The 25924-nt window shown below is 73.4% G+C and carries 25 protein-coding genes; 13 read left to right on the forward strand and 12 right to left on the reverse strand.

Annotated features, from left to right (window positions below):
- The first annotated feature begins 170 nt into the window (after positions 1-170).
- The 3 genes from CP980_RS31210 to CP980_RS31220 all read left to right on the forward strand — a co-directional run bounded on the left by CP980_RS31210 (position 171) and on the right by CP980_RS31220 (position 3754).
- Entirely contained in the window at positions 171-725 is a 555-nt protein-coding gene (locus CP980_RS31210; protein ID WP_150529634.1) for a PadR family transcriptional regulator, read from the forward strand.
- Positions 726-795: 70 nt separating this feature from the next.
- The gene (locus tag CP980_RS31215) at positions 796-2523 is read left to right on the forward strand and encodes an acyl-CoA dehydrogenase family protein (protein ID WP_150529635.1); all 1728 of its coding nucleotides are present in this window, start codon (positions 796-798) and stop codon (positions 2521-2523) included.
- Between the two features lie 271 nt (positions 2524-2794).
- Positions 2795-3754 carry an aldo/keto reductase gene (locus tag CP980_RS31220; RefSeq protein ID WP_229907015.1) on the forward strand — a complete coding sequence of 320 codons (960 nt, stop codon included), beginning with the start codon at positions 2795-2797 and terminating at the stop codon, positions 3752-3754.
- Between the two features lie 21 nt (positions 3755-3775).
- On the opposite strand, the gene CP980_RS31225 is transcribed toward CP980_RS31220, so the two are convergent.
- A complete protein-coding gene (locus tag CP980_RS31225; RefSeq protein ID WP_229907016.1) occupies positions 3776-4120 on the reverse strand; it encodes a hypothetical protein in 345 nt (114 codons plus the stop codon).
- A 2-nt stretch (positions 4121-4122) separates the two neighbouring features.
- Positions 4123-4299 carry a hypothetical protein gene (locus CP980_RS35315; RefSeq protein ID WP_099888182.1) on the reverse strand — a complete coding sequence of 59 codons (177 nt, stop codon included), beginning with the start codon at positions 4297-4299 and terminating at the stop codon, positions 4123-4125.
- A gap of 94 nt (positions 4300-4393) precedes the next feature.
- Between CP980_RS35315 and CP980_RS31230 the strand changes: the two genes are divergently transcribed.
- On the forward strand, positions 4394-5026 hold the full coding sequence (locus CP980_RS31230) for a TetR family transcriptional regulator (RefSeq protein WP_150529636.1): 633 nt from the start codon (positions 4394-4396) through the stop codon (positions 5024-5026).
- Positions 5027-5110: 84 nt separating this feature from the next.
- Positions 5111-6949 carry a protein kinase domain-containing protein gene (locus tag CP980_RS36440; protein ID WP_150529637.1) on the forward strand — a complete coding sequence of 613 codons (1839 nt, stop codon included), beginning with the start codon at positions 5111-5113 and terminating at the stop codon, positions 6947-6949.
- Positions 6950-7042: 93 nt separating this feature from the next.
- On the opposite strand, the gene CP980_RS31240 is transcribed toward CP980_RS36440, so the two are convergent.
- A complete protein-coding gene (locus CP980_RS31240) occupies positions 7043-7573 on the reverse strand; it encodes a hypothetical protein (protein ID WP_150529638.1) in 531 nt (176 codons plus the stop codon).
- Between the two features lie 442 nt (positions 7574-8015).
- Between CP980_RS31240 and CP980_RS31245 the strand changes: the two genes are divergently transcribed.
- From CP980_RS31245 to CP980_RS31265, 5 genes are all read left to right on the forward strand, one after another.
- The gene (locus CP980_RS31245) at positions 8016-9317 is read left to right on the forward strand and encodes a flavin-dependent oxidoreductase (RefSeq protein ID WP_150529639.1); all 1302 of its coding nucleotides are present in this window, start codon (positions 8016-8018) and stop codon (positions 9315-9317) included.
- Positions 9314-10294: a hypothetical protein gene (locus tag CP980_RS31250; protein ID WP_132760021.1), complete on the forward strand. Its 981-nt coding sequence runs from the start codon at positions 9314-9316 to the stop codon at positions 10292-10294. The genes CP980_RS31245 and CP980_RS31250 overlap by 4 nt, the downstream gene beginning before the upstream one ends.
- A gap of 301 nt (positions 10295-10595) precedes the next feature.
- A complete protein-coding gene (locus CP980_RS31255; RefSeq protein WP_150529640.1) occupies positions 10596-13481 on the forward strand; it encodes a CHAT domain-containing protein in 2886 nt (961 codons plus the stop codon).
- Positions 13482-13545: 64 nt separating this feature from the next.
- Entirely contained in the window at positions 13546-14088 is a 543-nt protein-coding gene (locus CP980_RS31260) for a DUF4232 domain-containing protein (protein WP_150529641.1), read from the forward strand.
- Between the two features lie 139 nt (positions 14089-14227).
- Positions 14228-14521 (forward strand): hypothetical protein, encoded by a 294-nt coding sequence (locus CP980_RS31265; protein ID WP_132760024.1) that lies wholly within the window; start codon positions 14228-14230, stop codon positions 14519-14521.
- On the opposite strand, the gene CP980_RS31270 is transcribed toward CP980_RS31265, so the two are convergent.
- The 4 genes from CP980_RS31270 to nadE all read right to left on the reverse strand — a co-directional run bounded on the left by CP980_RS31270 (position 14515) and on the right by nadE (position 18330).
- Positions 14515-15042, reverse strand: a complete 528-nt coding sequence (locus CP980_RS31270; RefSeq protein ID WP_308439359.1) for a hypothetical protein — start codon at positions 15040-15042, stop codon at positions 14515-14517. The genes CP980_RS31265 and CP980_RS31270 overlap by 7 nt on opposite strands.
- A gap of 126 nt (positions 15043-15168) precedes the next feature.
- On the reverse strand, positions 15169-15885 hold the full coding sequence (locus CP980_RS31275) for a hypothetical protein (protein WP_150529642.1): 717 nt from the start codon (positions 15883-15885) through the stop codon (positions 15169-15171).
- 89 nt (positions 15886-15974) lie between these two features.
- Positions 15975-17147, reverse strand: coding sequence for a serine hydrolase domain-containing protein (locus CP980_RS31280; protein WP_150529643.1), 1173 nt, complete (start codon positions 17145-17147; stop codon positions 15975-15977).
- A gap of 352 nt (positions 17148-17499) precedes the next feature.
- The gene (nadE, locus tag CP980_RS31285; protein WP_132760027.1) at positions 17500-18330 is read right to left on the reverse strand and encodes an ammonia-dependent NAD(+) synthetase; all 831 of its coding nucleotides are present in this window, start codon (positions 18328-18330) and stop codon (positions 17500-17502) included.
- Positions 18331-18497: 167 nt separating this feature from the next.
- On the opposite strand from nadE, the gene CP980_RS31290 reads away from it, so the two are divergent.
- Complete coding sequence (locus CP980_RS31290) at positions 18498-18920, forward strand: hypothetical protein (protein WP_150529644.1); 423 nt, start codon at positions 18498-18500, stop codon at positions 18918-18920.
- Between the two features lie 30 nt (positions 18921-18950).
- On the opposite strand, the gene CP980_RS31295 is transcribed toward CP980_RS31290, so the two are convergent.
- The gene (locus CP980_RS31295; protein WP_229907019.1) at positions 18951-19592 is read right to left on the reverse strand and encodes a TetR/AcrR family transcriptional regulator; all 642 of its coding nucleotides are present in this window, start codon (positions 19590-19592) and stop codon (positions 18951-18953) included.
- A 209-nt stretch (positions 19593-19801) separates the two neighbouring features.
- Between CP980_RS31295 and CP980_RS31300 the strand changes: the two genes are divergently transcribed.
- Positions 19802-22015, forward strand: a complete 2214-nt coding sequence (locus tag CP980_RS31300; protein ID WP_150529645.1) for an MMPL family transporter — start codon at positions 19802-19804, stop codon at positions 22013-22015.
- Positions 22012-22800 (forward strand): LmeA family phospholipid-binding protein, encoded by a 789-nt coding sequence (locus CP980_RS31305; protein ID WP_150529646.1) that lies wholly within the window; start codon positions 22012-22014, stop codon positions 22798-22800. The genes CP980_RS31300 and CP980_RS31305 overlap by 4 nt, the downstream gene beginning before the upstream one ends.
- A gap of 34 nt (positions 22801-22834) precedes the next feature.
- Here CP980_RS31305 and CP980_RS31310 read toward each other — a convergent pair whose 3' ends face one another.
- The 4 genes from CP980_RS31310 to CP980_RS31325 form a co-directional block, all read right to left on the reverse strand.
- The gene (locus tag CP980_RS31310) at positions 22835-23626 is read right to left on the reverse strand and encodes an SDR family NAD(P)-dependent oxidoreductase (RefSeq protein ID WP_132760032.1); all 792 of its coding nucleotides are present in this window, start codon (positions 23624-23626) and stop codon (positions 22835-22837) included.
- A gap of 151 nt (positions 23627-23777) precedes the next feature.
- Complete coding sequence (locus CP980_RS31315) at positions 23778-24365, reverse strand: TetR/AcrR family transcriptional regulator (protein WP_150529647.1); 588 nt, start codon at positions 24363-24365, stop codon at positions 23778-23780.
- Between the two features lie 98 nt (positions 24366-24463).
- A complete protein-coding gene (locus CP980_RS31320) occupies positions 24464-24931 on the reverse strand; it encodes a helix-turn-helix domain-containing protein (protein ID WP_150529648.1) in 468 nt (155 codons plus the stop codon).
- A gap of 246 nt (positions 24932-25177) precedes the next feature.
- On the reverse strand, positions 25178-25921 hold the full coding sequence (locus CP980_RS31325; RefSeq protein ID WP_150529649.1) for a TetR-like C-terminal domain-containing protein: 744 nt from the start codon (positions 25919-25921) through the stop codon (positions 25178-25180).
- Between the last annotated feature and the right edge of the window lie 3 nt (positions 25922-25924).

Consider the following 25924-nt stretch of genomic DNA (forward strand, 5'->3'; position numbering starts at 1 on the left):
CTAGGGCTGGGGAGCGGGCGGAGGGTGGCAGAACCTCCCGAGTCCGCTCATCGCGTGACAACTCGGACCCGCTTTCGGATGTCCGCGTCCCGGCGGCACCGGGGTGAGCCGCGTCTCAACCGGGCGCCGCGGCTTGTCTATGCAACGAGTTGCATAGAAGGATCGGGGGCATGGCGCTCGAACACGCGATCCTCGTCTCGCTGCTGGAGCAGCCGGGCTCAGGCTATGAGCTCGCCCGGCGCTTCGACCGGTCCATCGGCTATTTCTGGACCGCCACCCATCAGCAGATCTACCGCGTGCTCAAGCGCATGGAGACCGACGGCCTGCTCGCCGTCCGCGAGGTGGCGCAGCAGGGCCGGCCGGACAAGAAGGAGTACTCCGTCGCCGCCCCGGGCCGCGCCGCGCTCTCGCAGTGGCTGCACGAGCCCATCGAACCCGAGAGCCTGCGCCACGACCTCGCCGTCAAGATCCGCGGCGCGGCCTTCGACGACCCGGCCGCCCTGGTCCGCGAGGTCGAGCGGCACCGCCGGGCGCACGGCGACCGGCTCGCCCGCTACCTCGCCGGAGAAGTGCGCGATTTCACCGGTCCCGAGGCCCCCGCGCCGCTCGACGCCGGTCAGGAACTCCAGCACGTCGTACTCCGCGGCGGCATCGCGTACGAGCGCATGACCATCGCCTGGCTCGACGACGTACTCGCCACCGTCCACCGGCTCTCCGCGCCCTGAGCCGTCTCCTGCCCGCGCCCCCAGCTCCTTTCCGCCTCACCCCTCAACCCACTCCGGAAGGCGAACCTCCATGGCCGACTCCCTCCTGTTCAACCCCCGCACCTACGATCCCCGGCACTTCGACCCCGAGACCCGCAGGCTGCTGCGGGCCACCGTCGACTGGTTCGAGGAGCGCGGCAAGCGCCGGCTGATCGAGGACTACCGCACCCGCGCATGGCTCGGCGACTTCCTCGCCTTCTCCGCCAAGGAAGGCCTGTTCGCCACCTTCCTCACCCCGTCCGCCGATGCCGAGGGACAGGCCGACAAGCGCTGGGACACGGCCCGCATCGCCGCCCTCAACGAGATCTTCGGCTTCTACGGCCTGGACTACTGGTACGCGTGGCAGGTGACGATCCTCGGCCTCGGCCCGGTCTGGCAGAGCGACAACGCCGCCGCCCGTGCCCGCGCCGCCGAACTCCTCTCCCAGGGCGAGGTGTTCGCCTTCGGCCTGTCCGAGAAGACCCACGGCGCCGACATCTACTCCACCGACATGCTGCTGGAGCCGTCCGCCGACGGCAGCGGCGGCTTCCGGGCCACCGGCTCCAAGTACTACATCGGCAACGGCAACGCGGCCGGCCTGGTCTCGGTGTTCGGCCGCCGCACCGACGTCGAGGGCCCGGACGGGTACGTCTTCTTCGCCGCCGACAGCCGCCACCCGGCCTACCACCTGGTGAAGAACGTCGTCGACTCCTCGAAGTACGTCAGCGAGTTCCGCCTGGAGGACTACCCCGTCGGCCCGGACGACGTCCTGCACACCGGCCGCGCCGCCTTCGACGCCGCCCTGAACACCGTCAACGTCGGCAAGTTCAACCTCTGCACGGCCTCGATCGGCATCTGCGAGCACGCGATGTACGAGGCCGTCACCCACGCGCAGAACCGCATCCTCTACGGCCGCCCCGTCACCGCCTTCCCGCACGTGCGCCGCGAACTGGCCGACGCGTACGTCCGCCTCGTCGGGATGAAGCTCTTCAGCGCCCGCGCCGTCGACTACTTCCGCACCGCGGGCCCCGACGACCGCCGCTACCTCCTCTTCAACCCGATGACGAAGATGAAGGTGACCACGGAGGGCGAGAAGGTCATCGACCTGATGTGGGACGTCATCGCCGCCAAGGGCTTCGAGAAGGACAACTACTTCGCCCAGGCCGCCGTCGAGATCCGCGGGCTGCCCAAGCTGGAGGGCACGGTCCACGTCAACCTCGCCCTGATCCTCAAGTTCATGCGCAACCACCTGCTCGACCCGGTGGACTACCCCGCCGTGCCGACCCGCCTCGACGCGGCCGACGACGAGTTCCTCTTCCGGCAGGGCCCGGCCCGCGGCCTCGGCTCCGTCCGCTTCCACGACTGGCGCCCCGCCTTCGACGCGTACGCCGCCGTGCCGAACGTCGCCCGGTTCCGCGAACAGGCCGACGCACTGTGCGAGTTCGTCACCAGCTGCGCCCCGGACGAGCAGCAGAGCCGCGACCTGGACCTGCTGCTCGCCGTCGGCCAGCTCTTCGCGCTCGTCGTCCACGGCCAGCTGATCCTGGAGCAGGCGAAGCTGACCGGTCTCGACGAGGACGTGCTGGACGAACTGTTCGCCGTCCTCGTACGGGACTTCTCCGCGCACGCCGTCGAACTGCACGGCAAGGACTCCGCCACCGAGCAGCAGCAGGGCTGGGCGCTCGGCGCGGTCCGGCGCCCGGTCGTCGACGAAGCCCGCTCGGGCCGGGTCTGGGACCGCGTCGAGGCGCTGTCCGGGGCGTACGAGATGGCGCCGTAGGCAAGGCCCGCGGCACTCGCCGAACGGCCCCGCCACCGCGCGATCCGTGCGGTGGCGGGCCCGCCGCCGGCCCGGCCCTCCCTCGCGAACTCGCGGGCCCGGGCGGGCCCCTGCACGTAGCGTGGTCGTATGACGACGAAGCCGACCCGTGCGAGCGGACCGAAGGTGCCGCCCTCCTACCCCCCGAGGACGCCACCGCCGCAGAAGAAGCCCGTGGAGGCCCCGCGGCCCCGGCCCGCCATCAGGCCGGCGGCCTCGTAGGGTGAGCGGCATGGAGATCACACCCCCGGAGAAGGACGGCGCCCGGCTGCTGTACGGATGCATGGCGCTCGGCGGCGACTGGGACACGGACGCGTACGGACCCGCCGACATCGACGCGGCCGAGGCGGCGATCGAGGCCGCGCTGGACTGCGGCATCGACACCTTCGACCACGCCGACATCTACCGCCGGGGCAAGGCCGAGGCCGTCTTCGGCGAGGTCCTGGCCCGCACCCCCGGCCTGCGCGAGCGGATCGTGCTGCAGACGAAATGCGGGATCCGGCTCGCGGCGGGCGAGCGGCCCGGCATCTACGACCTGCGGGGCGCCACGATCCTGCGGCGGGTCGAGGAGAGCCTGGAGCGGCTGCGCACCGACGCCATCGACGTGCTGCTCCTGCACCGGCCCGATCCGCTGGCTGACCCCGAGGACATCGCGGCGGCGCTCACCTCGTTGCGCGAGCAGGGGATCGTCCGCCGCTTCGGCGTCTCGAACATGAACGCCGCGCAGATCGCCCGGCTCCAGCGCCACCTCGCGTTCCCGCTGGTGGCGAACCAGTTGGAGATGAGCCTGGACCGGCGGGACTGGCTGGAGGACGGCGTCCTCGTCAACACGCCCGCGGCCGCGGCGGGCGGCTTCCCGTCCGGGACGGTGGAGTACTGCCTGGACCACGGTGTCCGCCTCCAGGCCTGGGGCGCGCTGGCACAGGGCCGTTTCACGGGACGGCAGGAGAGCCCCGCCGAGCGGGCGACGGCCCGTCTCGTACGGGGGCTGGCCGAGGCGAAGGGCACCACCCCGGAGACGGTGCTGCTCTGGTGGCTCCAGCGGCATCCGGCGCGGATCGCCCCCGTCGTGGGCAGCGGCCGCCCCGAGCGCATCCGCGCCTGCCGCGACGCCGCGCTGCGCGAACCCGACCTCACGCACGAGGAGTGGTACGACCTCTGGCTCACCGCCCGCGGGGCCCCGCTGCCGTAGCGGGACCGGCGGACGGGTCGCTCAGCCGATGCTCCACGACCAGGTCTGGTCCGCGCTGACCAGGCAGGCCAGGACCACGAGGTCCGCGACGCCCAGGACGAGGCCGAGCCGGGCGCGGCCGGGGCGGGTCGTACCGCGGCGCAGGGCCAGGGCCGCGAGGACGATCGAGGCCGGGCCGAGGAGCAGGTTCATCGCCAGGAGGCCGACGAGCCCGAGCACGAAGGAGGCCACCGCCATCCCGTCGGCCTGGCGGACGGCGGGGGCCAGGGCGGGGGCGGCGGCGGGCGCGGGCTCGGCCGCCGGGGTGCGGGTGGTGCGGGTGGTGCGCACGTTGCGGGAGCGGAGCGTGGTACCGGGGGTGTTCATGGTCATCCCTCCTGTCGGGTGGCCGGCCGGCGCCGGCGGGTCGTTCGTTCCCGGACCGCGAAGACCAGCAGCCAGCAGGCGATGAAGGCAGTGGCGGCGAGGGAGACGTGAACGGGGACGTGGGCCACGGTTCCCAGGGCGATCCCCATCAGCATGAGGGCCGCTATCAGGAAGAGCATCGTGCTTCCTCCAAAATAGGAGACAGTTGTGCACTGACTACCCAGTCTAAATGCAAGCATGCAGATTCCGGGAACCGAGGGTTGACTTTTCGTCATGAGTGAGACAGTCGGGGCACGCCAGGCCCAACGCCACAAAACCCGCAGGGCCTTGCTGGACGGCGCCCTGTCGCTGCTGGAGGAACAGAGCCTCGGCAGCCTCGGTCTGCGGGAGGTGACCCGGGTCGCCGGAGTGACCCCGACGGCGTTCTACCGGCACTTCCGGGACACCGAGGAGCTGGGCATCGCCCTGGTGGACGAGGCGCTGCAGAGCCTGCACGCCGCCGTACGCTCCACCCTCGCCGCCTCCGGCGAGGCGGCCCGGCGGATCGACACGACCGTGGAGCTGATGGCCGAACTCGTACGGGAGTACCCCGCGCACATCCGCTTCATCGTGCGCGAACGGCACGGTGGCGTGCGCAGGGTGAGGCAGGCGGTGGCGGCCCAGCTCGACGCGTTCGCCGACGAGGTGGCCGAACGCCTCGGCGCCGATCCCCTGGGCCGGGACTGGAGCGCGGAGGACCTGCTCATGCTGGCCCGGCTGTACGTCGACCACATGGTGATGACGGTGTCCGCGTACCTGGCCGCCGGCCCGGACCCCGAGGAGTGGGCGGCGGTCACCCGCACCGCCCGCCGCCAGCTCCGCCTGATCCACGCGGGCCGCCTCAACTGGGCCGACACCCAGCCCTAGGGAGTGCCGGAGCGCCCAAGTATCCTCTGCCGAACGGGCTTTCGGCTGACCGCCGACCAGGCCGCGGGACCACGAGGGGGACACATGTGGGGGCGGGGGACGGTCCTTGGGGACCGATACACACTGGCCGAGCGGATCGGCGGTGGCGGCATGGGGGAGGTGTGGCGCGCCGACGACGACGTGCTCCGGCGGCAGGTCGCGGTGAAGGTCCTGCTGCCCGCACTGCTGGACGACGCTTCGTTCGCGGCGCGCTTCCGCCGGGAGGCCACCGTCCTCGCCTCCCTGAGCCACCCGGGCATCGTGGACGTGCACGACTACGGCGAGAGCCGGATCGACTCCGGGGAGCAGGTCGCGTACATCGTCATGGACCTCGTCGAGGGACGGACGCTGACCGAGGTCCGCGCGCAGGCCGGGCCCCTGCCCGCCGAGCAGGCGCTCGACATCGCCGGCCAGGCCCTGGACGCGCTGCACGCCGCGCATCTCCAGGGGGTCACCCACCGGGACATCAAGCCGTCGAACCTGATGCTCGGGGAGGACGGCCGCGTGACGGTCACCGACTTCGGCATCGCCCGTTCCAGCGCGGCCAGCACCGGCATCACCGACTCGCACGCGGTCCTGGGCACGGCGCTCTACATGGCTCCCGAGCAGGCGGAGGGGCTCGGCGCCGTCGCGGCGTCGGACCTCTACTCCATGGGCGTGGTCTGCTACGAACTGCTCACCGGAGAACCGCCGTTCACCGGAGAGTCGGTGGTCGAGATCGCGCTCAAGCACATCCGGGAACCGGTGCCGGCCCTGCCCGCCGAATTCCCCGAGCCCGTCCGGGCCTTCGTCGCCCGGGCGATGGCCAAGAGGCCCGAGGAGCGGTACGCCGACGCCTCCGTGATGGCCGCGGCGGCGCGGCGCGCGGCGGCCGGCCGGCCGCTCGGCGAGCTCGACGCCCCGGCCGGGCCGGTGCTCGCCGGAGCCGGCGCAGGCCTGGAGCCGGCCGGCGCCGCCACCGAGCTGCGGCGCTCGTGGCGGGACCGGCTGCGCATCCCCGCGTCCGTCTCCGCGCCGCTCGCGATCGGATTCAGCGTGACGATCACGGTCTCGGTGGCCGTCACCGTCTTCTACCTCGACGCCGGGGCCCGGCAGACCGACGCGGACGGTCCGGGGCGCCCCTCGACCTCCGCGTCGGCGCCCGCCACCGGAAGTGGGGGCCAGAGCCCCGGCGCGGCCCCCGGGCAGAGCGCGGCGGAGGGTACGCCGCCCGCCGCCTCGGCCCCGCCCGCGGGCGAGATCGCGGGAGCGCAGGGCGGCGCCGGACCCGCCGCGGGCGGTGTCGGCGGCGCGGCGCCCGTACCGAACCCCCCGCCGGCCGCGGGCGGTTCCGGCAACCCCGGGGCCAAGCCCGGCTCGGGGCCGAGTGGCGGGGGCGGTGCGGGCGGCGGAGCAGGCGGCACCGCGCCCGGGGGCGGGAGCAAGACGCCCGGAGGCTCCGGGAACGGCGGGAACGGCGGGAACAACCCGCCGCAGGGCTGCGGCGGAGCCGGCTGGAGCGCGATCACCAATGTCGGCGATGGGCTCAAGATCGGCGTGAGCGGCTCCACCCCGCAGGCGAACGCCAAAGTGATCATGGGCGGCACCACCATGTTCGGCTGGTTCCACGAGAAGAACAGCTACGACAGCTTCAAGACCTGCAGCCCGTCCGGATTCGCGATGGCGCAGGCGCTGACGCAGTTCGGGGACACCGTGCGCGTCCAGCTCGCCGGCCAGTTCGACGGGGGCGTCTGGTGGAACCTGGAGCACGCCCCCACCTCCGGCGCCTACTACATCAAGGACATCTCGTTCCAGGGCGGCTGCCTGACGGACAACGGCGCCGGCAACCAGCTGACGGTCGTCACCTGCACCGGGAGCAAGGCCCAGCAGTGGCGGTTCGGATAGCCGGACCGCGGACGAAGACTCCCCGCCCCCCGTCCCGGCAGGGACGGAAGGCGGGGAGTTCGGGGCGCCGCCCGGGCCCGCGGTCCCTCCCGGTCAGCCCTCCCGTACCGCCACCGGGACGGGCCGCCGCCGGACGGACCGCGTCAGACCGGCGTCCACGTGGTTCGCCCTGAGCGCCGCGTACGCGCTGCACACCGCCTCCGTCCGGACCGGACGCCGGTCGGCGCAGGCGGTCAGATCTCCCGCGCACTGCAGCTCCCATCGCGGGAAGCGCCGACGTGACATGGCCACGGCGGCACTGGGGGCGAAGTAGAGCATCGTCGTGTTCTCGTGGGGGTTGTGCGCCGAGCCCTCGTAGACCATCCGGCCGGTGGTCTCCAGCCGGTCCGCCAGACGGGTCAGGGCCAGCTCCTCGGGCCGGTCCATGAACAGCCCCACGTGGTTCTCGAACCCGTGGACGCGCTCCTGCGCACCCACGGCCTCCGTGTACCCGGGGCTGCACCGGGGGAACAGGAAGACCTCGACCTCGGGCGCCAGACCGCTCGTGACGCGCAGCCGCGTCACCCGTATGTCCGCATCGTCCGGAAGCCAGTGGCGCTCCACCAGACGGCGCTTGACCAGCACGCTCGGTATCGTGGCCGACGCCGGCCAGCCGTTTTCCTCGAAGTACGCGAGAGCGGATTCCACTGTTTCCGGGAACAGTAGCGTTGCGCAATGCGATACAACGCATCCGCTCTTGATTTCCCGTTTGAGATCGCCCGGCATCCAGGGTGGCAGGAGAGCGTCCAGTGATTTGTTGGAGGCGTGGAGGGCGTAGTCAACAGCATGCTGGAGGCGCTGGACGTCGCACGGTTCGAACGTCACTTCAGGCATGTCGCAGCCTTTCTGTTGCCGACACCCGATTAAAGCCACGTCACCCATCAGGCGGCACTCGGCCATAGCCTGATCGGGTGAACGGCAGCGGCTGACCTGCACTTTCGAGATTTCTCGGACAACGCCGCGCTGTGAAAACCCGCTTCAACGCCGCACATCCAACGGAAGGCGTCTTTCCCAGGAGGTAGAGGGCATGTCTCCGTACGGCCGAAGGAATTCCCCGCGCATCCTCATAGCCGGTGCCGGAATTGGCGGATTGACGACGGCCCTGAGCCTTCATGCGGCAGGGCTGGACGACGTGCTCATCGTGGAGGCGTGCCCCAATCTGCGCGCCGTCGGAGCGGGAATCAATCTCCAGCCCGCCGCCGTCCGGGAGCTGACCGAACTCGGACTGGCGCCCGCACTGGAGGAAGCCGCCGTGGCGACCGCCCGGCTGGAGTACCACCACCGCTACGGCGGCCTGATCTGGTCCGAGCCCCGCGGCCGCGCCGCCGGCTACAACTGGCCGCAGTACTCCGTGCACCGGGCCGACCTCCAGGACATCCTGCTCACCGCCGTCCTGGACCGCCTCGGCCCCGAGGCCCTCGTCACCGGCGACCGGCTCATACGCTACGAGCAGGACCAGCACCCCGAGCGCGGCCGGCCCCCCGTTCGGGCGTACGTGGCCGATCGGCCGAGCCCGTACACCTGCGACCTGCTCATCGGCGCGGACGGGATCAACTCGGCGGTACGCGCCACCCTCTACCCGCACGAAGGGCCGCCCCTCGGCAACGGGATACGCATGTGGCGCGGGGTGACCGAGGGCCCCGCGTTCCTCGACGGACGCACGATGGTCATCCTCGGCTGCAACGCGCGGGTGAAGGCCGTGGCCTACCCCGTCACCCGGCCCGACGAGAGCGGCCGGTGCCTGCTCAACTGGGTCGTCGAAAGCCGCACCGCAGACGGCGTCGGCGAGGAGGAGGCGCGCGGCGCCGACTGGGACCGCGCGGTCCCCCCGGAAGAGGTCCTCACCCACATCGAGGGCTGGCGCAGCGACTTCCTCGACCTCCACGCCGTCATCGCCGCTGCGCCCCGCATCGGCTGCTACCCGATGATCGACCGGGATCCGCTGCCCACCTGGGTCGACGGCCGGGTCGTCCTGCTCGGCGACGCCGCGCACCCCCTGTACCCGACCGGCTCCAACGGCGCCTCGCAGGCGGTGGTCGACGCACGCGTGCTGGCGTACGAACTCGCCCACCACGGCCTCGCCGAGGCGCTGGCGCGCTACGAGGCGGACCGCCGGCCGCAGACCGCGAAGCTCCTGGCGGCCCACCGCCGGCTGGAACCGGACCCGGTGCTCCGCCAGGTGGAAGCCCTCGCCCCCGACGGCTTCCACGACATCCGCCACGTCCTGCCCGAGGACGGCCTGGACGGTCTCAAGTCCTGTACCCGCCAGGTCACCGGCGTGGACGCCACCGCGCTCAACGCGCGCACCTCATGGAGCGTCGCCGTATGAACACCTCCCGGATGCGTTCCACCGCCGCGGCCGCGCTCGGCTCCGCCGCACTGCTGGCGGCCCTCCTGTCCGCCACCGGACGGGCACCGGCCCCGCCGCCGCCCTCCGGCTCGGCAGCGCGTACGCCCGCCTGCGGCGAGCACACCGGCAGCGCAGCCTGCTCCGTGTACGGACCCGCCGCCCGGCTCGGCGGCGGCACGGTCCGTACGTACGGCGAGTACCAGGGCGGGATCCCCAAGACGCTCGGCATATCCCTGACCGCCCCGGCCGTCTCCGGTCTGCCCGTCTCCGCCGCCACCGACGGCAAGCACTGCTACGACGCGGACGGCGACGGGCACCTCGACGGCATGCACGAGTGCGTCGGCGGCCACAGCCTCGAACTCGCGCTGCCCGCCACCCCCGCCGCCGCGGCCGGCGTCCCCTTCCAGTGGGTGCTGTTCAACTGGAACCCGCACGGCCACAACCCGGACGGCCGCTACGACGTCGCCCACTTCGACGTGCACTTCTACCTCGTCCCCCGGAAGGTCCGGGCGGCGATCAGGACCGGCGGCTGCGCCCTGCTCATCGCCTGCGACCAACTGGCCGCCGCCGGAAAGCCCGTCCCGGCCGCGTACCTCCCGGCGGGCTACCCCGCGAGCAGCCCGCAGACCGCGGAAGGCGCCATGGGCGCGCACCTCGACAGCCGCCCCCCGACCACGGGCACGCTCAGTGGCCAGACCTTCATCTACGGGGCGTACGCGGGCGACCTCATCTTCATGGAACCCATGCTCACCCGGGACTTCCTCCAGCGGCACCGCACGGCGCCCGCCCACCGGACCTGCGAGGCCGTTCCGCAGCCGGCCTCCTGGCGGATCCCCGGCTGGTACCCCACCCGCTACTGCACCGCCTACCGCGCCGACGAGGGCGACTACACCGTCTCCCTGACGGACTTCGTCCACTCGGGCGGGGCGCACGGCCTCGCCACGGTGAGCCGCTGAGGTCGTGCCGCGTGGTGCGCCCGCCGAGCCCGCGGGCGTCGAGGAGCGGGCCTCCGGGGCGGCGTCCGCGTCGGCCGGACCACGGCCCGTCGGTCGCGTGCGGACGGCGTCCGCGTTCGCCGCGCTGCCGCCGCTGTCGCGGAGCGTATCCGGGGAACTACCCTTCGGTGAGCGGATCGTAGGACTAGCATCACCCGACGTGAGCCATCCGGGGGACCCTGAGCGCACCGTACGACCGGCCGCGAAGGCGGCGATGGACGCAACGGCGGCGCGGCTGCGGCGTGTTGTGCGATCGGGTGACGTGACACCGGTACGGGAGGCGGAGGCCCTGCGCGAAGCACGGCGGCTGGTGAAGTTGCCGCCCGGTGCGCACGACCTCGCCGTTCGCCATCTGCTCGGCTGGTTCCACTGGTTCCGCCACCAGGCGCTGGTCCTGCGGACGGGCCCGGACCCCGGAGGGGAGCGGGGCCGGTACCTGGACCAGGGGCAACCGGACCTGCGGATCGCCGTGCAGGCCCTCACCGCGTGCTTCCTCGCGGGCGAGGAGGATCTGCCGGAGCCGCTGCTGCCCGTCCTCGCGGTGAACGCGGCCGGCCACGCCCTTCCGCTGGTCGAGGAGTTGGGCCGGTCGAGCGACCCCGTGCGGCTCGCCGGCGCGGCGGAGCTGTGGCAGCGCATCGCGGACCACGTGCCCGCCGGTCATCCCCACCGCGCCCTCCACCTGACCGCCCTGGCCAACGTACTGCGGATCGCATGGCGCGAGGGGGGTCCGCAGGCCGACCTCGACACCGCGATCGACCGCTTCGAGGAGGCGTTGTCCGCGGCCCCCGAGGAGCCCGCGCACCGCGCCATGTACCTCTACAACCTCGGCGACGCGCTGGGCGCCCGCTTCCAGCGGACCGGAGCGATGGAGGACGTAGACAGGGCCGTCGCCCTGCTGGAGGAGGCGGAGCGGGGGACCCCCGAAGACGGCCCCTACCGGGCGCTCGTCCTGACCGGATCCGGGAGCGCCCTGCGCGCCCGCTACGGAAGAGCCGGAGCACTGCCGGACCTGGACGGCGCCGTCGCGCGGTACCGGGAAGCGGTGTCCACGCCCTCGGCGTTCCCCGAGGACCCCTCGGGCCTCGTCACGACGCTCTGCGACTTAGGGAGCGTACTGCGGCTGCGCTTCGAACGGACCGGCGCCATCGAGGACGCGGACGCCGCCGTGGAGGCCGGCCGGCGCGCGGTGGCGACGATGCCCGAAGGACACCCCGGTCGCGTCGTGACGCTGTCGGGCCTCGGCGCCGCGCTCCGGGCCCGGTACGTCCGGACCGGCCTGGCGGCGGACGCGGACGGCGCCGTCGAAACGGGGCGCCTGGCGGTGGAGGCCGTTCCCTCCGACCACCCCGAGCGCGCCGTCTACCTGAACGACCTCGGGGACGCGCTGCTCGTACGGTACGACCGGTGCGGCGACCCGGCGGACCGGGACGCGGCGGTCACCGCCTGGTCGGCGGCTGCGGCGCACGCGTCGTCGACGGCGTCCGTCCGGATCCGGGCGGGAATGGCCGCGGCCCGTCTGCTGGCGAAGTCGGGCGAGGCGGAGCGCGCGGCGCGGGCGGCGGACGAAGCCGTGCGCCTGATGCCGCAGATGACCGGATGCCGCCTGGAGCGCCACGACCGGCGGGACGCGATCGGCGACATGGCGGGCCTGGTCGCCTCCGCCGCCGCTTTCGTGCTCGCGGCCCCGGGCGGCACCGCGCACGGGCGGGCGGAGCGCGCCCTGGGTCTGCTGGAGGTGGGCCGCGCCGTCATGTTCGGCCAGGCGCCGGACAACCGCGGCGATCTGACCGACCTGCGCGAACGCCACCCCGAACTGGCGCGCCGGTTCACCGAGTTGCGCGACGGCCTCGACGGCCTCGACGGGCCGACGTACGACCGGCACCGGTCGGCGCAGGAGTTCACCGCACTCCTGGCCGAGATCCGCGACCTGGACGGCTTCGCCTCCTTCGCCCTGCCGCCCACCGTCGGCGAGCTCAGGGCCGAGGCCTCCCACGGGCCGATCGTGGTCTTCAACGTCAGCGGCCTCCGCAGCGACGCCCTGCTGCTCACGGCCGAGGGTCTCACCGGCCTCCCGCTCCCCGGCCTCGGCCGGGCCACGGTGGTCGCGCGGACCAACGCCTTCCGGCAGGCGCAGCACACGGCGTCGAGGGCGGCGGACCCCGTGGAGCGGGAACAGGCGCAGGCCGTACTCGTCGACGTCCTGGAGTGGCTGTGGGACGCGGCCGCCGGACCCGTGCTGGACGTCCTGGGGTACAAGGGCCCGCCCCCGCCCGAAGCGGAGGCCGAGCTGCCGCGCGTCTGGTGGGCGCCGGGCGGGCTGCTGGGACTTCTTCCGCTGCACGCCGCCGGCCATCACGCCGACGCGCCGCAGGACCCGTACCGGCGCACCGTGATGGACCGGGTCGTCTCCTCCTACACCCCGACCGTACGAGCGTTGCGCCGCGCCCGCGGACGCACCCCCGGCGGCCGTGCGGGCGCGGCCGCCACCGAGCGGGCGCTGATCGTCGCCATGCCGACCACGCCCGGGCTGCCCGGCGGGGGCCGGCTGCGCTTCGCCGACGCCGAGGCCGCCGTGCCGGCGGACCTCTTCCCCGATCGCGTCGTGCTCAGGGAGCAGGTCGGCGCCGAAGGGGACGCCGCCCCGACGAAGGCCAACGTACTGGCGCACCTGCCCCGCTGCGCCGTCGCGCACTTCGCCTGCCACGGCACGAGCGACCCCGCCGACCCCGCGCGGAGCCGGCTGCTGCTCCACGACCACGCGGTCGCCCCGCTCACCGTGGGGAGCCTGGCCCCGGTCGCCCTCGACCACCCCAAGCTGGCCTACCTGTCCGCCTGCCGGACGGCGGCCATCGACACCGCCGGCCTGTTCGACGAGGCCATCCACCTCACGTCCGCGTTCCAGCTCGCCGGCTTCCCCCACGCCATCGGCACCCTGTGGGAGATCGACGACCCGATCGCGGTGCGCATCGCGCGGGCCTTCTACGAGGGCCTCAGGACGGACTCGGGGTCCATCGACCCCGACCGGGCCGCGCGCGCCCTGCACTCCGCCGTGCGCCAGGTCCGGGACGGGCACGACCTGCCGCCCGGACACGACCGCAGGCGGGCCCCGCTCCTGTGGGCGGCCCATCTCCACGCGGGCGCGTGAGCCTCCCGCGCCGACACGGCCCGTCGGTGGGACGCTGGGAGGGGCGAACCGTGGAGGACCACCCATGAAACGCTCAACGCGATGCGTCGCGATCAAGGCCTCGTCCGTACTCCTGCTGGCGGGCTTCGTGTCCGCCACGCTCGTGGCCGGCTCCGGGGCCGCCGCCACCGGCGAGGGCCCGCGCCGGGCGCCCGCCGCCCCGTGCACGAGCAGCCAGATCGCGGCCGGCGGTGCACAGCCGACCGGGGCCGCGCAGGTACGGGTCACGGTGACCAACAAGGGGACCAAGCCGTGCGTGCTGAACGGCTTCCCGACCGTGGCGCTGGCGGGCCAGGGCTCGCCGGACAAGAACAAGCCGCTCCAGGTGATCCGGGTCGGCAAGGCTCGTCCCGTGCAGCTGGCGGCCGGGGGCCGCGCCTCGGCGCAGCTCACCTTCACCCCGGTGCTCGGTGAGGCGGACGGCTACTGCGCCTCCGGCTCCGACCCCGTCGTCGCGCCGACGATGGTGGTGGGCGTCGCGGGCGGGCGGTACCAGCTGGCGCCGAGCGACGGCAGTGAGTTCGCGCTCTGCGGCACCACCGTTCGCGCGACCGCCTTCCGCGGGTAGGACCCGCGACGCCGCAGGTCAATGCGGGGCCGATGCGGGACACACCTTTCCGGCGCGGGCACGTCGGGCCCGGGGGAGGGCCACTGAGCCGGTCGGGGGAGCGGCAGTCACGGCGGGGGCGGCCCGTCGTTTCCCGGATATGACTGATCTGATGGTCCAGATCCCGGCCGACTGGCTGGCCCGGGTGTTCCTGTCCCTCCGCCGCGGCTCCTCGGAGGACGCCCAGGTCTCGGCGGCGGAGCTCCAGCCGTTCACCGAGAAACCCGGGCAGCGGATCCCGGTGCCGAGGGCGACCGTGCTGCGCAGCGAACTGGCGCTGAGGGCGGAGCTCGAACGCGCCCGGGAGGAGGAACGGCGGGCCCGGCTCTCCGAGGAGGCCGCCTACCTGATCAGCGCCCGTCTGGGCGGACAGGCCGACCGCGCCGATCAGTAGACGAGCTTGTACGTCACGTCCTTGGAGACCGGCGGCGGTGCGGTGTCCGTGTACAGCAGCCGGATGCTGGTGTAGCGCTGGACATCGGGGTGGCCGGGCCAGGGCCGCGGGTGGCTCAGGGTCACCCTCACCGGGTACGCGCGGAATTTGCCCGCCGCGCAGTACGGGGTGCAGTCGTTCACCATGTCCGTGCCCGTCGCCGTCGCGGTCCGCTGCCCCCAGCTGTCCCAGCGCAGCCTGACGAGACGGTTGTTCCCGTCTCCGCAGGCCAGCAGGTACTCCCGGGGGCGCACCTGGGCCTGGGAGAAGCAGTCGACGACCACGACCGGGCTCGGATCCATGGGGGCGCGGGCCGTCTGCGCGGCAGCGGGTACGGCGGCGGGCACGGCGGCGCCGGCCGCCAGGGCCGCGGCCGCGCACAGCAGCGTGGCCGTCCGCACCCGCACCCGCACGGGGATCCGGGTCGAGGTCGCGGGAGCGCGCCCGCCGATTCGTGAAGCGTCGACTCGTGAAGCGTCCACGCGGCCCTCCTCGCATCGGCGGTCCGGCTCTGTTCTCTGGTCCGCCTCGTGGCTACAGCCGTCCCCAGCTTCGCTCATCCTGCCGTGCCCCGCACCCGCTGGGACGCGCCGCGGGCCGGGCCGGGATCAAGAGACGGCGTACCACTGGCTGGCCCAGCCGGTGTTGATGGTGCTGGTGGACTGCTCGGCGAGGTTCACGGTGGCCGGCAGGGAGGTCTGGCCCGTCAGGACGGTGCTGTAGCGCAGGTTCGGCGGGGTCAGGCCGGCGTTCACCGAGATTCCGGCGCCCGTCGACTTGAGGGTGAGGGCGTTGGTGGCCCAGGTGCCGTTGAGGAGGAGGGCGATGAAGTACGTGCCCGGGGCGGCCGTGAAGGGCTTGGCGAGGGGGAACGGCTTGGCGACCGCGTCGGTCATCAGCTGCGGGGAGACGTCCGCCGTGGACGCGCGCAGGGTGCCGCTCGCGTCGTACACGCCGAGGTAGTTCTGGGAGAGCTGGGCGCCGGGGTCGATGCCGGCCAGCCCGAGCCAGATGTTGGACCAGGTGATCTGCTCGCGCAGCACGATCCGTACCAGGGTGACCCGTCCGGCCACGCCGGCGGCGGACTGGGCGGTCACGTGCCCCGCGTCGTTGGGGTCGCCGGTCCACGCGAGGAGGTTCTGGTCCTGCGGCCGCGGGCCCTCGTACGCGGAGCCACCGCCGGGCGCCACCGGAGCGGGCGCCGCCGCGCTGCCGGCGCCCGTGCCCTTCGGGTTCCCGCCGGACGCGGTGCAGCCGGTCAGGACGAGCACCGCCGCGAGTACGGCGGCGAGGCCCGTGGAGACGGTGGTGGTACGGGTGCGCATGGTCCCCCCATGAAATGCGGCGGTGCTGATGTGCGTGTGCCGAGGGAGGCCATGGTCACACGCGGTCTTCGACGGACCGTGACCGGGGACTACTTGGCCTCGGTGGCCACCGGCGCGGGCCAGAGGTGGTCGGGGGTCACGATGGACGTGACGGCGTTCCCGATCAGGCTGGACAGGTTCTTGCCCTGGTGGTCGATGTCGCTGTTGACGAGCACCACCAGCGTGGCCTTCTCGGCGGGGAGCTGGGCGGCGATGGTCTCGTAGCCGGGCAGTTCCCCGTTGTGGCCGAGCCAGCCGTTGAAGTCGAGGATGCCGAGGCCGTACGAGGCGCCGGGGACGACCCCGACCGGAAGCGTCCGCAGCCGTTCGGCCTGCGTCTTGGGGGTCAGCAGCCGGCCGTCCGCGAGCGCCGGTGCCCACGTGTGCAGATCGTCGAGGTCGGAGACGACCCCGCCCGCCGCCCAGGCCCAGGAGGGGTTCCAGTTCGTGGCGTCGGCGACGGTGCCCTTCGGAGTGAAGTCCGTGTACCCGTGGGCGTGCGGATCGGGCATGGCGCCGTCGCCGGGCAGGGAGGTGTCGGTCAGCTTCAGCGGGGCGAACACGTGCTCCCGGAGATAGTCGGACAGGCCCTGCCCGCTGACCTTCTCGACCAGCATGCCGAGCAGGACGGTGTTCGTGTTGCTGTACTCCCACTTGGCGCCGGGCTCGACGTTCGGGGGATGGCCGAAGCCGATGTCCACCAGCCGGCGCGGGGTGTAGGCGCGGTGCGGGTCGGCGCGCAGGCCCGCGAGCCACTTCTCGTCCTTCGTGTAGTCGAAGAGGCCGCTGCGCATGTCCGCCAGTTGCCGCACGGTGATGGCGTCCCCGCCGGGGACGCCGGGGACGTACCGGGATATGGGGTCGTCGAGGCCGACCTTGCCCTGGCCGACCAGCTGGAGGACGCCGGTGACGGTGAAGGTCTTGGTGACGCTGCCGACCCTTGTGTAGTGGTCGGACTTCATGGGGGTGCCGGTCTGCCGCTCCGCGACGCCGAAGGACTTCTCGTACACGCCGCGGCCCGGTATCCACAGACCGATGTCGAGGCCGGGCATGCCGGTCTGCTCCATGACCTTCGTGATCGCCGCGTCCAGTCTCCGCACGGTGGCGGGATCGAAGTCCGCGCGTGAGGAGGGGGAAGCGGAGCCGGTACTCGCGCACAGCGCGGCCAGCAGCAGCGCCACCGCCGCCGGCGCGCCCGCCCGACGGACCCGGCGTCCACGCATCGCACGGCCCCTGCCCATGACGCTCACCTGCCCAGGCTCGACACCGCCACTCCCCGAGCCCCGACGTACTTCCTCAAGCCCAAGACCGTCCCGTGATCCCCGACGGGCGCGCGGCGTACGGGACAGCCCTCAGCTGCGCCGCCAGTAGGTGCAGCCGCTCGCCGTGGGGGCCACGCTTCCGTCGCTCTGCGTGGGGCACGGGACCGGCTCGTCGGCGGGGCCGGTGCCCGTTCCCAGTGCTGCGGCCCCCGTGGGGCGCTCGTCGAGTCGTCCAGGTACAGCGTGTACGCGGCGCCGGCCAGGACGAGGGCGATCCAGCCCACCGCGACGCCGCGCCGGACCCGGCGCGGCGTCACGGCGCGATCGGGAGCCGGCGCTTGTGCTCGGTCTGGCGGTAGCGGCGGACGATCGTGTCGAAGGCCCGCTCGTCGACCGGCTTGCCCTCCAGGAAGTCGTCGATGTCGTCGTACGTGACACCCAGGGCGTCCTCGTCGGCCTTGCCCGGGTCCAGGGTCTCCAGATCCGCGGTGGGGGTCTTCCAGACCAGCTCGGCGGGGGCGCCCAGGACGTCGGCCACGGCGCGCACCCGGCGCTTGGTCAGGCCGGTGAGCGGGACCAGGTCGGCCGCACCGTCGCCGAACTTCGTGAAGAAGCCGGACACGGCCTCGGCCGCGTGGTCGGTACCGACGACCAGTCCGTCGTGGGCGCCGGCCACCGCGTACTGGGCGATCATGCGCTGGCGGGCCTTGATGTTGCCCTGGACGAAGTCCTGGTGGTGGGCGTCGCGGAAGACGGTGCCGCCGGCGAGGGAGGCCTCCAGCGCGGCGTCGCTGGCGGGCTTGACGTCCACCGTCAGCACCCGGTCCGCCTGGATGAAGCCGAGCGCCAGCTGGGCGTCCTTCTCGTCGGCCTGGACCCCGTACGGCAGCCGCATCGCGTAGAACGTCGCCTCGTGACCGGCCTCGCGGGCCCGCTCCACGGCGAGCTGGCAGAGCCGTCCGGCGGTGGTGGAGTCCACCCCGCCGCTGATGCCGAGGACCAGGGAGCGCAGGCCGGTGGAGGTGAGCCGCTCCGCCAGGAAGGCCACCCGGCGCTCGATCTCCTCGTGTGCGTCGAAGGTCTCCGACACCCCGAGTTCCCGGGCGATCTCCTGCTGCAGGACGGTGGACGCCGGCCGGTTCACGGCTGCTCCTCTGGTCGATGGGGATACGTGGTCGCGCTGTGCTGCCGACCCTAGTCGAACCCCTCTCGCGGTCCGAAAGCAGCCGGGCTTGACGGATTCGCCCGAAGTTATGACACTCGAAGTGCAAGTTGTTTGGTGTGGCAACCCTGTCGGATCAGGAGGCAGTCATGGCCGAGCGCCGGATCTACGTGGTCGCGGGGGCCGTCATGGGCGGGATCTGGGCCTGGGGCTCGGGCACCCCGGCCTGGGAGCACGCGCTGCGCCTCCTGGTGCTCGTCGTGTGCGCCGCGGTCCTGATGTCGCTGGCACACCGCCGCCGGGCGCGCCTCGGCCGGCCGGTCCACCGCCGTCTGCACTCCGGCCTGCTGGCGGGGAAGGTGCTGCTGGTAGCGGCGGCCCTGCTGCTGGATCAGCTGCTCGGCCCGTGGGTCTCGGAGCCGAGCCTGATCACCGCCGTGGTCCTGTTCGCGGGCATCGCGGCGGGCGGCCCCGCCCTGCACCGGTGGCTCTCCCGGGGTGGGGGCGGTGCGCCGGACCGGCGCTCCGAGCCCTCGGGCCGCCGGGTGCTGTCCGGGGTGGACGCGCACTAGACCGTGTCCTGCGGGGCGGGGCGGGGCGCCCTACGGCCGGTCGGCCGGCCCGGCGGGATCCGTACTGGCCAGGAGGGCGTGTACGGCCGTCGCCATCGTCCGGGTGGCGGCCTCGACGCTCAGGCCGCTGCTGCGCCAGTGGTACCAGGCGCCCCAGGTGGTCACCGCGTCCAGGCCGTGGAGCACCTCGGTCCTGCGCTCGGTGGGCAGCCGGTCGAGTTCCTCGCCGAAGACCTCGGCCAACCGGCCCCGGGCGAAGTCCAGGACCTGCCGAGTGACCTCCCTGATCCGGTCCCCGTTCTGTTCCAGCCGCATCAGGGCCAGCTGGGCCGGGGTGATCCACTCCAGGATCCGTGAGCGCTGTTCCGTGAGCGCGGCGACCCGTGCGGCCCGCGGGCCGTCGGTCGGCAGGGGCCTGGTCTGCTCCATGAGCTGCTCCAGGCGCCGCGCGATGGCCGTCTCCACCAGCTGGGACATGTCGGCGTAATGGTGGAAGACCAGGCGGCGCGAGACGCCGGCGCGTTCCGCGACGCGGTCGGCGGGGAATTGGGACTCGCCCTCGTCGAGCAGGGACAGCACCGCGTCGGCGATCTTCACCCGGGACAGCCGGCTGCGCTCGGCGCGGCCGTCCGCGCGTCGTTCCTCCGGCCGTCCCGCCGCCGACTGCTCCACGTTGACCCCTCCCGGTTCCGCTCGCCGCCATTGTCGCAAATGGGGGCGGAGCGTCCGCCGCCCCGCGCCGCCCGCTGCCCGCCCGCGCCGCCTGCCGCCCGCTGCCCCGCCGCGCGCCGCGGCGAGCGGGAGCGCGCGTTGATTTAATTGCACTCGTAGTGCAATGATGACGGAAACACGCCGCACCGCACGAGGGGGATCCCGTACGCATGTTCGTCACCCTGGGGCGCTGGTGCGCCCGGCGGCCGAAGCGGGTGATCACCGCCTGGCTCCTGCTGCTAGCGGGCCTGGTGGCCGCGGTGGGCGTGCTCGGCACCGCCACGACCGAGACGGTCTCCATACCCGGCAGCGACAGCCAGGCCGCCCACGACGCCGCGCGAGCGTTCGCGGACTCCGCCTCCGGGCGCCAGCCCCTGGTCCTGCACACGCCGGCCGACGGTCCGCTCCTCACCTCGGACCGCGCACGCGAAGCCGTCGAGCGGACGGCCCGCTCCCTCGCCGCCCGCGACCACGTGGTCGCCGTCACCACCCCGTACGAGCCGGCCGGCGGGGCGGCCCTCGCAGCCGACGGGCACACCGCCTACCTCGCCGTGGAACTGGACCTGGCGGGGCGGGACATCACCGCCGCCGTCGTCCACGACCTCATGGCCGCCGCCGCACCGGCCGAAGCGGCCGGGATCGAGGTCACCCCCGGCGGCAACCTCGCCGAGGCGGCGGACAAGAAGTCCACGCGGCGCAGCGAGGTCATCGGGCTCGTCGCCGCCTTCGCCGTCCTCTACCTCGGGTTCCGCAAGCCGATCGCGGCCGCCGTACCGCTGGCCACGGCCGTCGTCGGCCTCGGCATCTCGCTCGAAGTGATCGGCCTGGCCGGCCACGTGACGGACATGCCGTCCTCCGGCGCCACCATCGCGGCGATGATCGGGCTCGGTGTGGGCATCGACTACAGCCTCTTCTGCCTCACCCGCTTCCGTGAACTGCTCGCCACCGGGAAGCCGGTCGAGGAGGCGGCCGCCCTCACGATCGGCGCCTCGGGCAAGGCCGTCGCCTTCGCCGGTACGGCGGTCATCGCCGCCCTCGCCGGCCTGGCCCTCGGTGGCCTGCCGCTGCTCCGCGCGCTGGCCCTCGCGCCCGGTATCGCCGTCCTGGTCGCCATGGCCGCCACCCTCACCCTGCTCCCCGCGCTGTTCGCCCTGCTGGGCCGGCGCCTGGCCCCCGTGCCGGGTGCCCCGTCCGCCGCCCCGGGTGCGGCGGACGGGCCGCAGGCGCTGCCCGTCCGCGGCTGGGCGCGCATCGCCCGGCACGTGGCCGACCGGCCGTGGCGGTACCTGCTCGCGGGCCTGGCCTTCTTCGTCCTGCCGGCGCTCGCCGCGTCCCAGCTGTCGTTCGGGCAGCTCGACGGCGGGGACAAGTCCCCGGGCACCGCCGGGCGTACGGCGTACGACCGGCTCGCCTCCGCCTTCGGCCCGGGCGTCAACGGACCCCTCCAGGTGATCGGTACGCTGCCGGGGCCCGCGTCCGGACCGGCGGACCCGGCCGTTACGGCCGTGGGCCGGGCACTGGAGGACACCAGCGGCGTCGCCGCGGTCTCGCCCGCCCAGCTCAGCCGCGACGGCAGGACCGTACGCTGGCAGGTCACCCCCACCACGGCGCCCGGCGATCCGCGCACCGCGGCCCTGGTGGACCGGCTGCGCGCCGGCACCCTCCCCGCCGTCGCGAAGGACACCGGCCAGGAAGCACACGTGGGCGGCATCCCCGCCACCCAGCTGGACCTCAACGACCGGCTCGCGCAGCGCCTGCCCGCCGTCATCGGGGTCGTCCTCGCCATCGCCGGACTGCTCCTGCTGCTGGCCTTCCGCTCCCCGCTCGTCGCCGCGAAGGCGGCCGTGCTCAACCTCCTCTCGGTGGCCGCCGCGTACGGAGTGCTCACCGCGCTGTTCCCGTGGGGCTGGGGAGCGGCGCCGCTCGGCCTCGGCGGGCCGGTACCCGTTCCCGGGTACGTACCGCTGCTCATGTTCGCGGTCCTGTTCGGGCTCTCCATGGACTACGAGGTCTTCCTGCTGAGCGCCGTCCGCGAGGCCTGGCTGGCGAGCGGGGACAACCGTGGGGCGGTGATCACCGGCCTGGCGAGGACCGGCAGGATCATCACCTCCGCCGCGCTGATCATGGTGTGCGTCTTCCTCGGCTACCTCCTGTGGGACGACCCCGTCGTGAAGATGTTCGGGATCGGCCTCGCTACCGCGGTCGCGCTCGACGCCACCGTCGTCCGCGGACTCCTGGTCCCCACCACGATGGTCCTGCTCGGCAGGGCCAACTGGTGGCTTCCGCGATGGCTCGACCGGCTGCTGCCGCAGATGCACATCGAAGGCGGTGGAGAGGACCTCGCCCGTACCTCTTCCGTCCCCGAACCCGTGAGGAACACATGAACCACCGCACCGCCCGGCCCGACGCCCGCGCGAAGGGCGCCGTACGAGGAGGCGGCGTACGCGGAGGCGCCGTACGCGCCGCCGCCGCGCGCGGCCCACGCCGCCCGGGCCGCCCGGGCCGCACCCGGCGGTGGGCGCTCGCCGGAGCGTGCGCCCTGCTCGCCGTGCTCGTACTCGCCGACCGCGTGGCGGCCGGCGTCGCCGAGGACCGGATGGCCGGCCGGATCGCCGCGCGGCAGAGCGCCCTGGTGGGGGCGCCGGACGTCTCGATCGACGGCTTCCCGTTCCTGTGGAACGCGGCGGCGGGCAACTACCCGGAGGTGGAGGTCGAGGGCCGGGCGAGGACGGACGACGGACTGCCCGTCACCGCCTCCCTCGACCTGCGCGAGGTCTCCAGGACGGCGGGCGGGTACGCGGCGGCGACGGCGCGGGGGCAGTTCAAGGTCCCGCTCGACGCGCTCGCGGCCAAGCGCGGTGCCGGGGTCCGGCTGACCGGGCGGGACGGACGGCTGGAGATCACCCGCTCCTTCATGGGAGTCCCGCTGGTCGTCACCGCCGCGCTGAAGCTGACCGGCGACACCGTCACGCTCGAACCGGCTGCGGCGTCCTTGGGCGGTCGCCCGCTCGACCCGGGCAATCCGCAGATCGCCGCCGCGCTCAGGGCGGCGGAACGCAAAATACCGGAGCTGCCGCTCGGCCTCGTCCCGTCCGGAATCTCGGTCGACGCCGGCGCGGTCACGGTGCGCGGCGAGGCGAGGGAGGTCGCCCTCGCGGACACGGCATGAGCGGGGGGCGGGGGCTCCGCGGGGGGCCTGCCGGTCAGCGGCTCTTCTTCTGGGCCTCGACGATCTCCCGCACCGTGTCGTCCACCCCGGCGCGGCTCTGCACCCACTCCGAGAGGGCGGGGAACTGCCCGGCGATCGCGATCAGCACCTTCATCTCGGGTGGAGCGATGTTGACTTCGCACAGATTGCGCTCGATGGCCCGGATCACCCCCCGCGCCACCTGATCCGGTGAGGACGTCCGCGCTCCGCCGGGGGTCCTGGCGCCGGTCGCGGCGTGCATGCCCGCATCGCGGACGAACCCCGGCTGGATGACGGACACGCCCACGCCCGTGCCGCGCAGGTCCTGACGGAACGCCAGCGCGAAACCGCGCAGACCGAACTTCGTCGCGTCGTACAACGAGGACGACTTGGTGGCGGCCTTCCCGGAGACGGAGCCGATCAGCGCGATGTGACCCCGTCCCGCGCCGACCATGCGGGGCGCGAGCAGGCGGGCCAGCATGACCGGTGCCCGCAGGTTCACGGCGAGGGCCCGGTCGATCTGCTCCGGGGTGTAGTCGAGCAGATCGCCGCTCGACGGGAGGGCCGCGTTGGCGATGAGGACGTCGGTGTCCGGGCACTGCGCCGCCAGCCGTTCTACATCGGCGGCGTCGGCGAGATCGGCGAGGACGGCCCGGGCGCCGAGCTCGTCGGCCACGGCCTTGAGCGCGTCCTCGCGCCGCCCGGTCACCACGAGCCGCGCGCCCTTCGCGGCGAGCGTACGGGCCAGCGTGCGGCCTATGCCGCCCGTGACTCCGGTCAGCAGAACCGTCGATCCGGTGATGCGCATCCCAACCCCTCCCAGTCGTCCGTCCGGACGAACACTGGCAGGCAGGCGGACAGGGAGACCAGAGGATTCACCGAACTGGCTTGTGTACGCGGGCCTTTGGCCGCGTGCCGCTCGCACCCTCGCACGGCACGCACCGCCCGGTCGGATCGGATCAGGCGCTCGGCGGCATGGTGGTCGCGCGCAGGCCGGTGAGCAGCGTGGCGAGGTAGCGCCGGGCGGTGTCGATCCGGTCAGCGGGAGCGCCGCCGTGGACGTCCACGGCGTAGGCGATGCCGCACATGAGCGGGACCAGATCGCCCGGGGCCAGATCCGGGCGGACGGCCCCGGCCGCACGGGCCCGGTCGAGCAGGACCCGGCCTGCCGACCACAGCGCCGCCTTGAGTTCCGTGGTCCGCGGCAGGGCGTCTTCGGCCGCGGCCGTGACCGGGGCCAGGGAGGCGTCGGTCACCTGCGCTTCGAGGGTGCGGGAGAGGAAGCCCTCCAGCGCACCCCAGGGATCGGGGTCGGCCAGCGCCCGCTCGCCGTACGCGGTCAGGCCCTCCAGGCAGGGGGTGGCCACGGTCTCCAGCAGGGCTTCGGGCGTGGCGAAGTGGCGGTAGACCGTGCCGACGCCGAGTCCGGCGCGGCGGGCGACGTCGTTGAGCTGCAGCGCCGTGCCCTGGTCCACCAGATCGCGGGCCACGGCGACGATCTGCTCCCAGTTGCGGGCCGCGTCCTTGCGCAGGGGCGTCGTCGTCATGGGGCCATGCTAACTGGATGGCCCATCCGCATGTGCCGCCGGTGTTGGCCGTGGTCCTTCGTGGCGCCCCCGGGCGTCGGCCGCGGCGGCGGTCCTGGTCACTCGGGGTCTGCGGGGCCCGCCGGTTCCGTGGGGTCTGCGGGGTCCGTGACTGGAGGGAGCCCTTGCATCTGCCGGTACTGGTCCATGATCGCCGTGATGGCCAGGAGGTGTTCCTTCTTCATACCGGCCGCGCGCATCGCCACGGAACGCACGCCGGCCTGACGCAGGACCTCGACGACGGCGGCCTCGTCGAGCACGGATTCGGCCACCTCGTCGTCGAAGAAGTAGGCGACCGATACCCCGAAGAAACGGGCGAGGGCGGCCAGCAGGTCCGGCGAGGGGTTGGAGCGCTTGCCCGTCCGCAGCTGCGACAAGTACACGCCGCCGGCCTTGATGTCGGGGTTGGCCCGCTTCAGCTCCTCGGCCACCTCGGCGTTGGTCCACTGCCTTCCCCGGGGGCGGACCGTCTTGAAGAGGTCGTCCAGGCGCACTGCCAGCACGGGTCGGTCGTCAGTACCGGACACTGCGCATCTCCCTCCCCCCACCCCTAGGAATTGCTCACAGCTATTTTCCAGTTTTGCAGATTAGCGGTCAGTTGACAATCGGGCGTAAGTCCGCCACCGTGGACGCGTCGATAGCTGGCAGCTAACTTTGCTTCACGGGGGTAGCCGAGTGAGTTGCCGGCCGCTTCGGCCTGGTCCGGGCCGGCCCCCGGGGGATGGGGGCCGGCCCGGACCGCTGCGCGCCCGCAGGGTCCCGTGCGGGCCGTGTCAGCGGTCCGCCGCCCCGTCCAGGGGGACGGTCAGCCCGATGCTCTCGGCCGCCACGGCGATCGCGAAGTCGAAGTACGCGGCCTCGTCCCGGACGCTGTCGTGGGTGCGGCTGAAGACCTGGAACACCAGGAGCCCGACCAGATTGCTCCACAGCACCATGCCGCGCTCGATCAGGTCCGAGAAGGGTTCCTCGGGCGTACCGCCGAAGAGCTGCACCGCCTCGGGCAGGAGCAGGGGCGGACCGGGCACCGCACTTCGCGGCGGGGTGAGTTCACCGGCGGCCAGGGCGGAGCGCACGATGCCGGCCAGTACCGCGGGGGTGCGCGTGGCGGCCGGGACGGTGTCCTGCGGGGCGTGGTAGCCGGGTACGGGCGAACCGTAGATCAGCGTGAATTGCTCGGAGTTGTCGAAGGCCCACTTCCGCAGGGCGCGCGTCACGGCGAGGAGCCGGGCCCCGGCCGTCGCGCCGGTGGCGCCCGCGCCGCGGTCGGCCTCCTCCATCGCGGCCGCGGACTCCTCGTACGCGTCGATCACGAGCGCGGTCAACAGGTCGTCCCGGTGCGGGAAAACGCCCTCCACGTCGGCGAGGGCGAGCCCGCTGCCCTCGGCGACGGCATCCAGGGACAGCCCTCCGGCGCCCAGTTTCACGAGCAGTTGGCGTGCGGTGGCCTTGAGGGCCGTGCGGCGCGCGGTGTTCTCATCGTCGGCAGCAGCGGTAGCAGTGGTGGTGGAAACGTCCATGAG

This window comes from Streptomyces vinaceus (assembly GCF_008704935.1).
Lineage (GTDB): Bacteria > Actinomycetota > Actinomycetes > Streptomycetales > Streptomycetaceae > Streptomyces > Streptomyces vinaceus.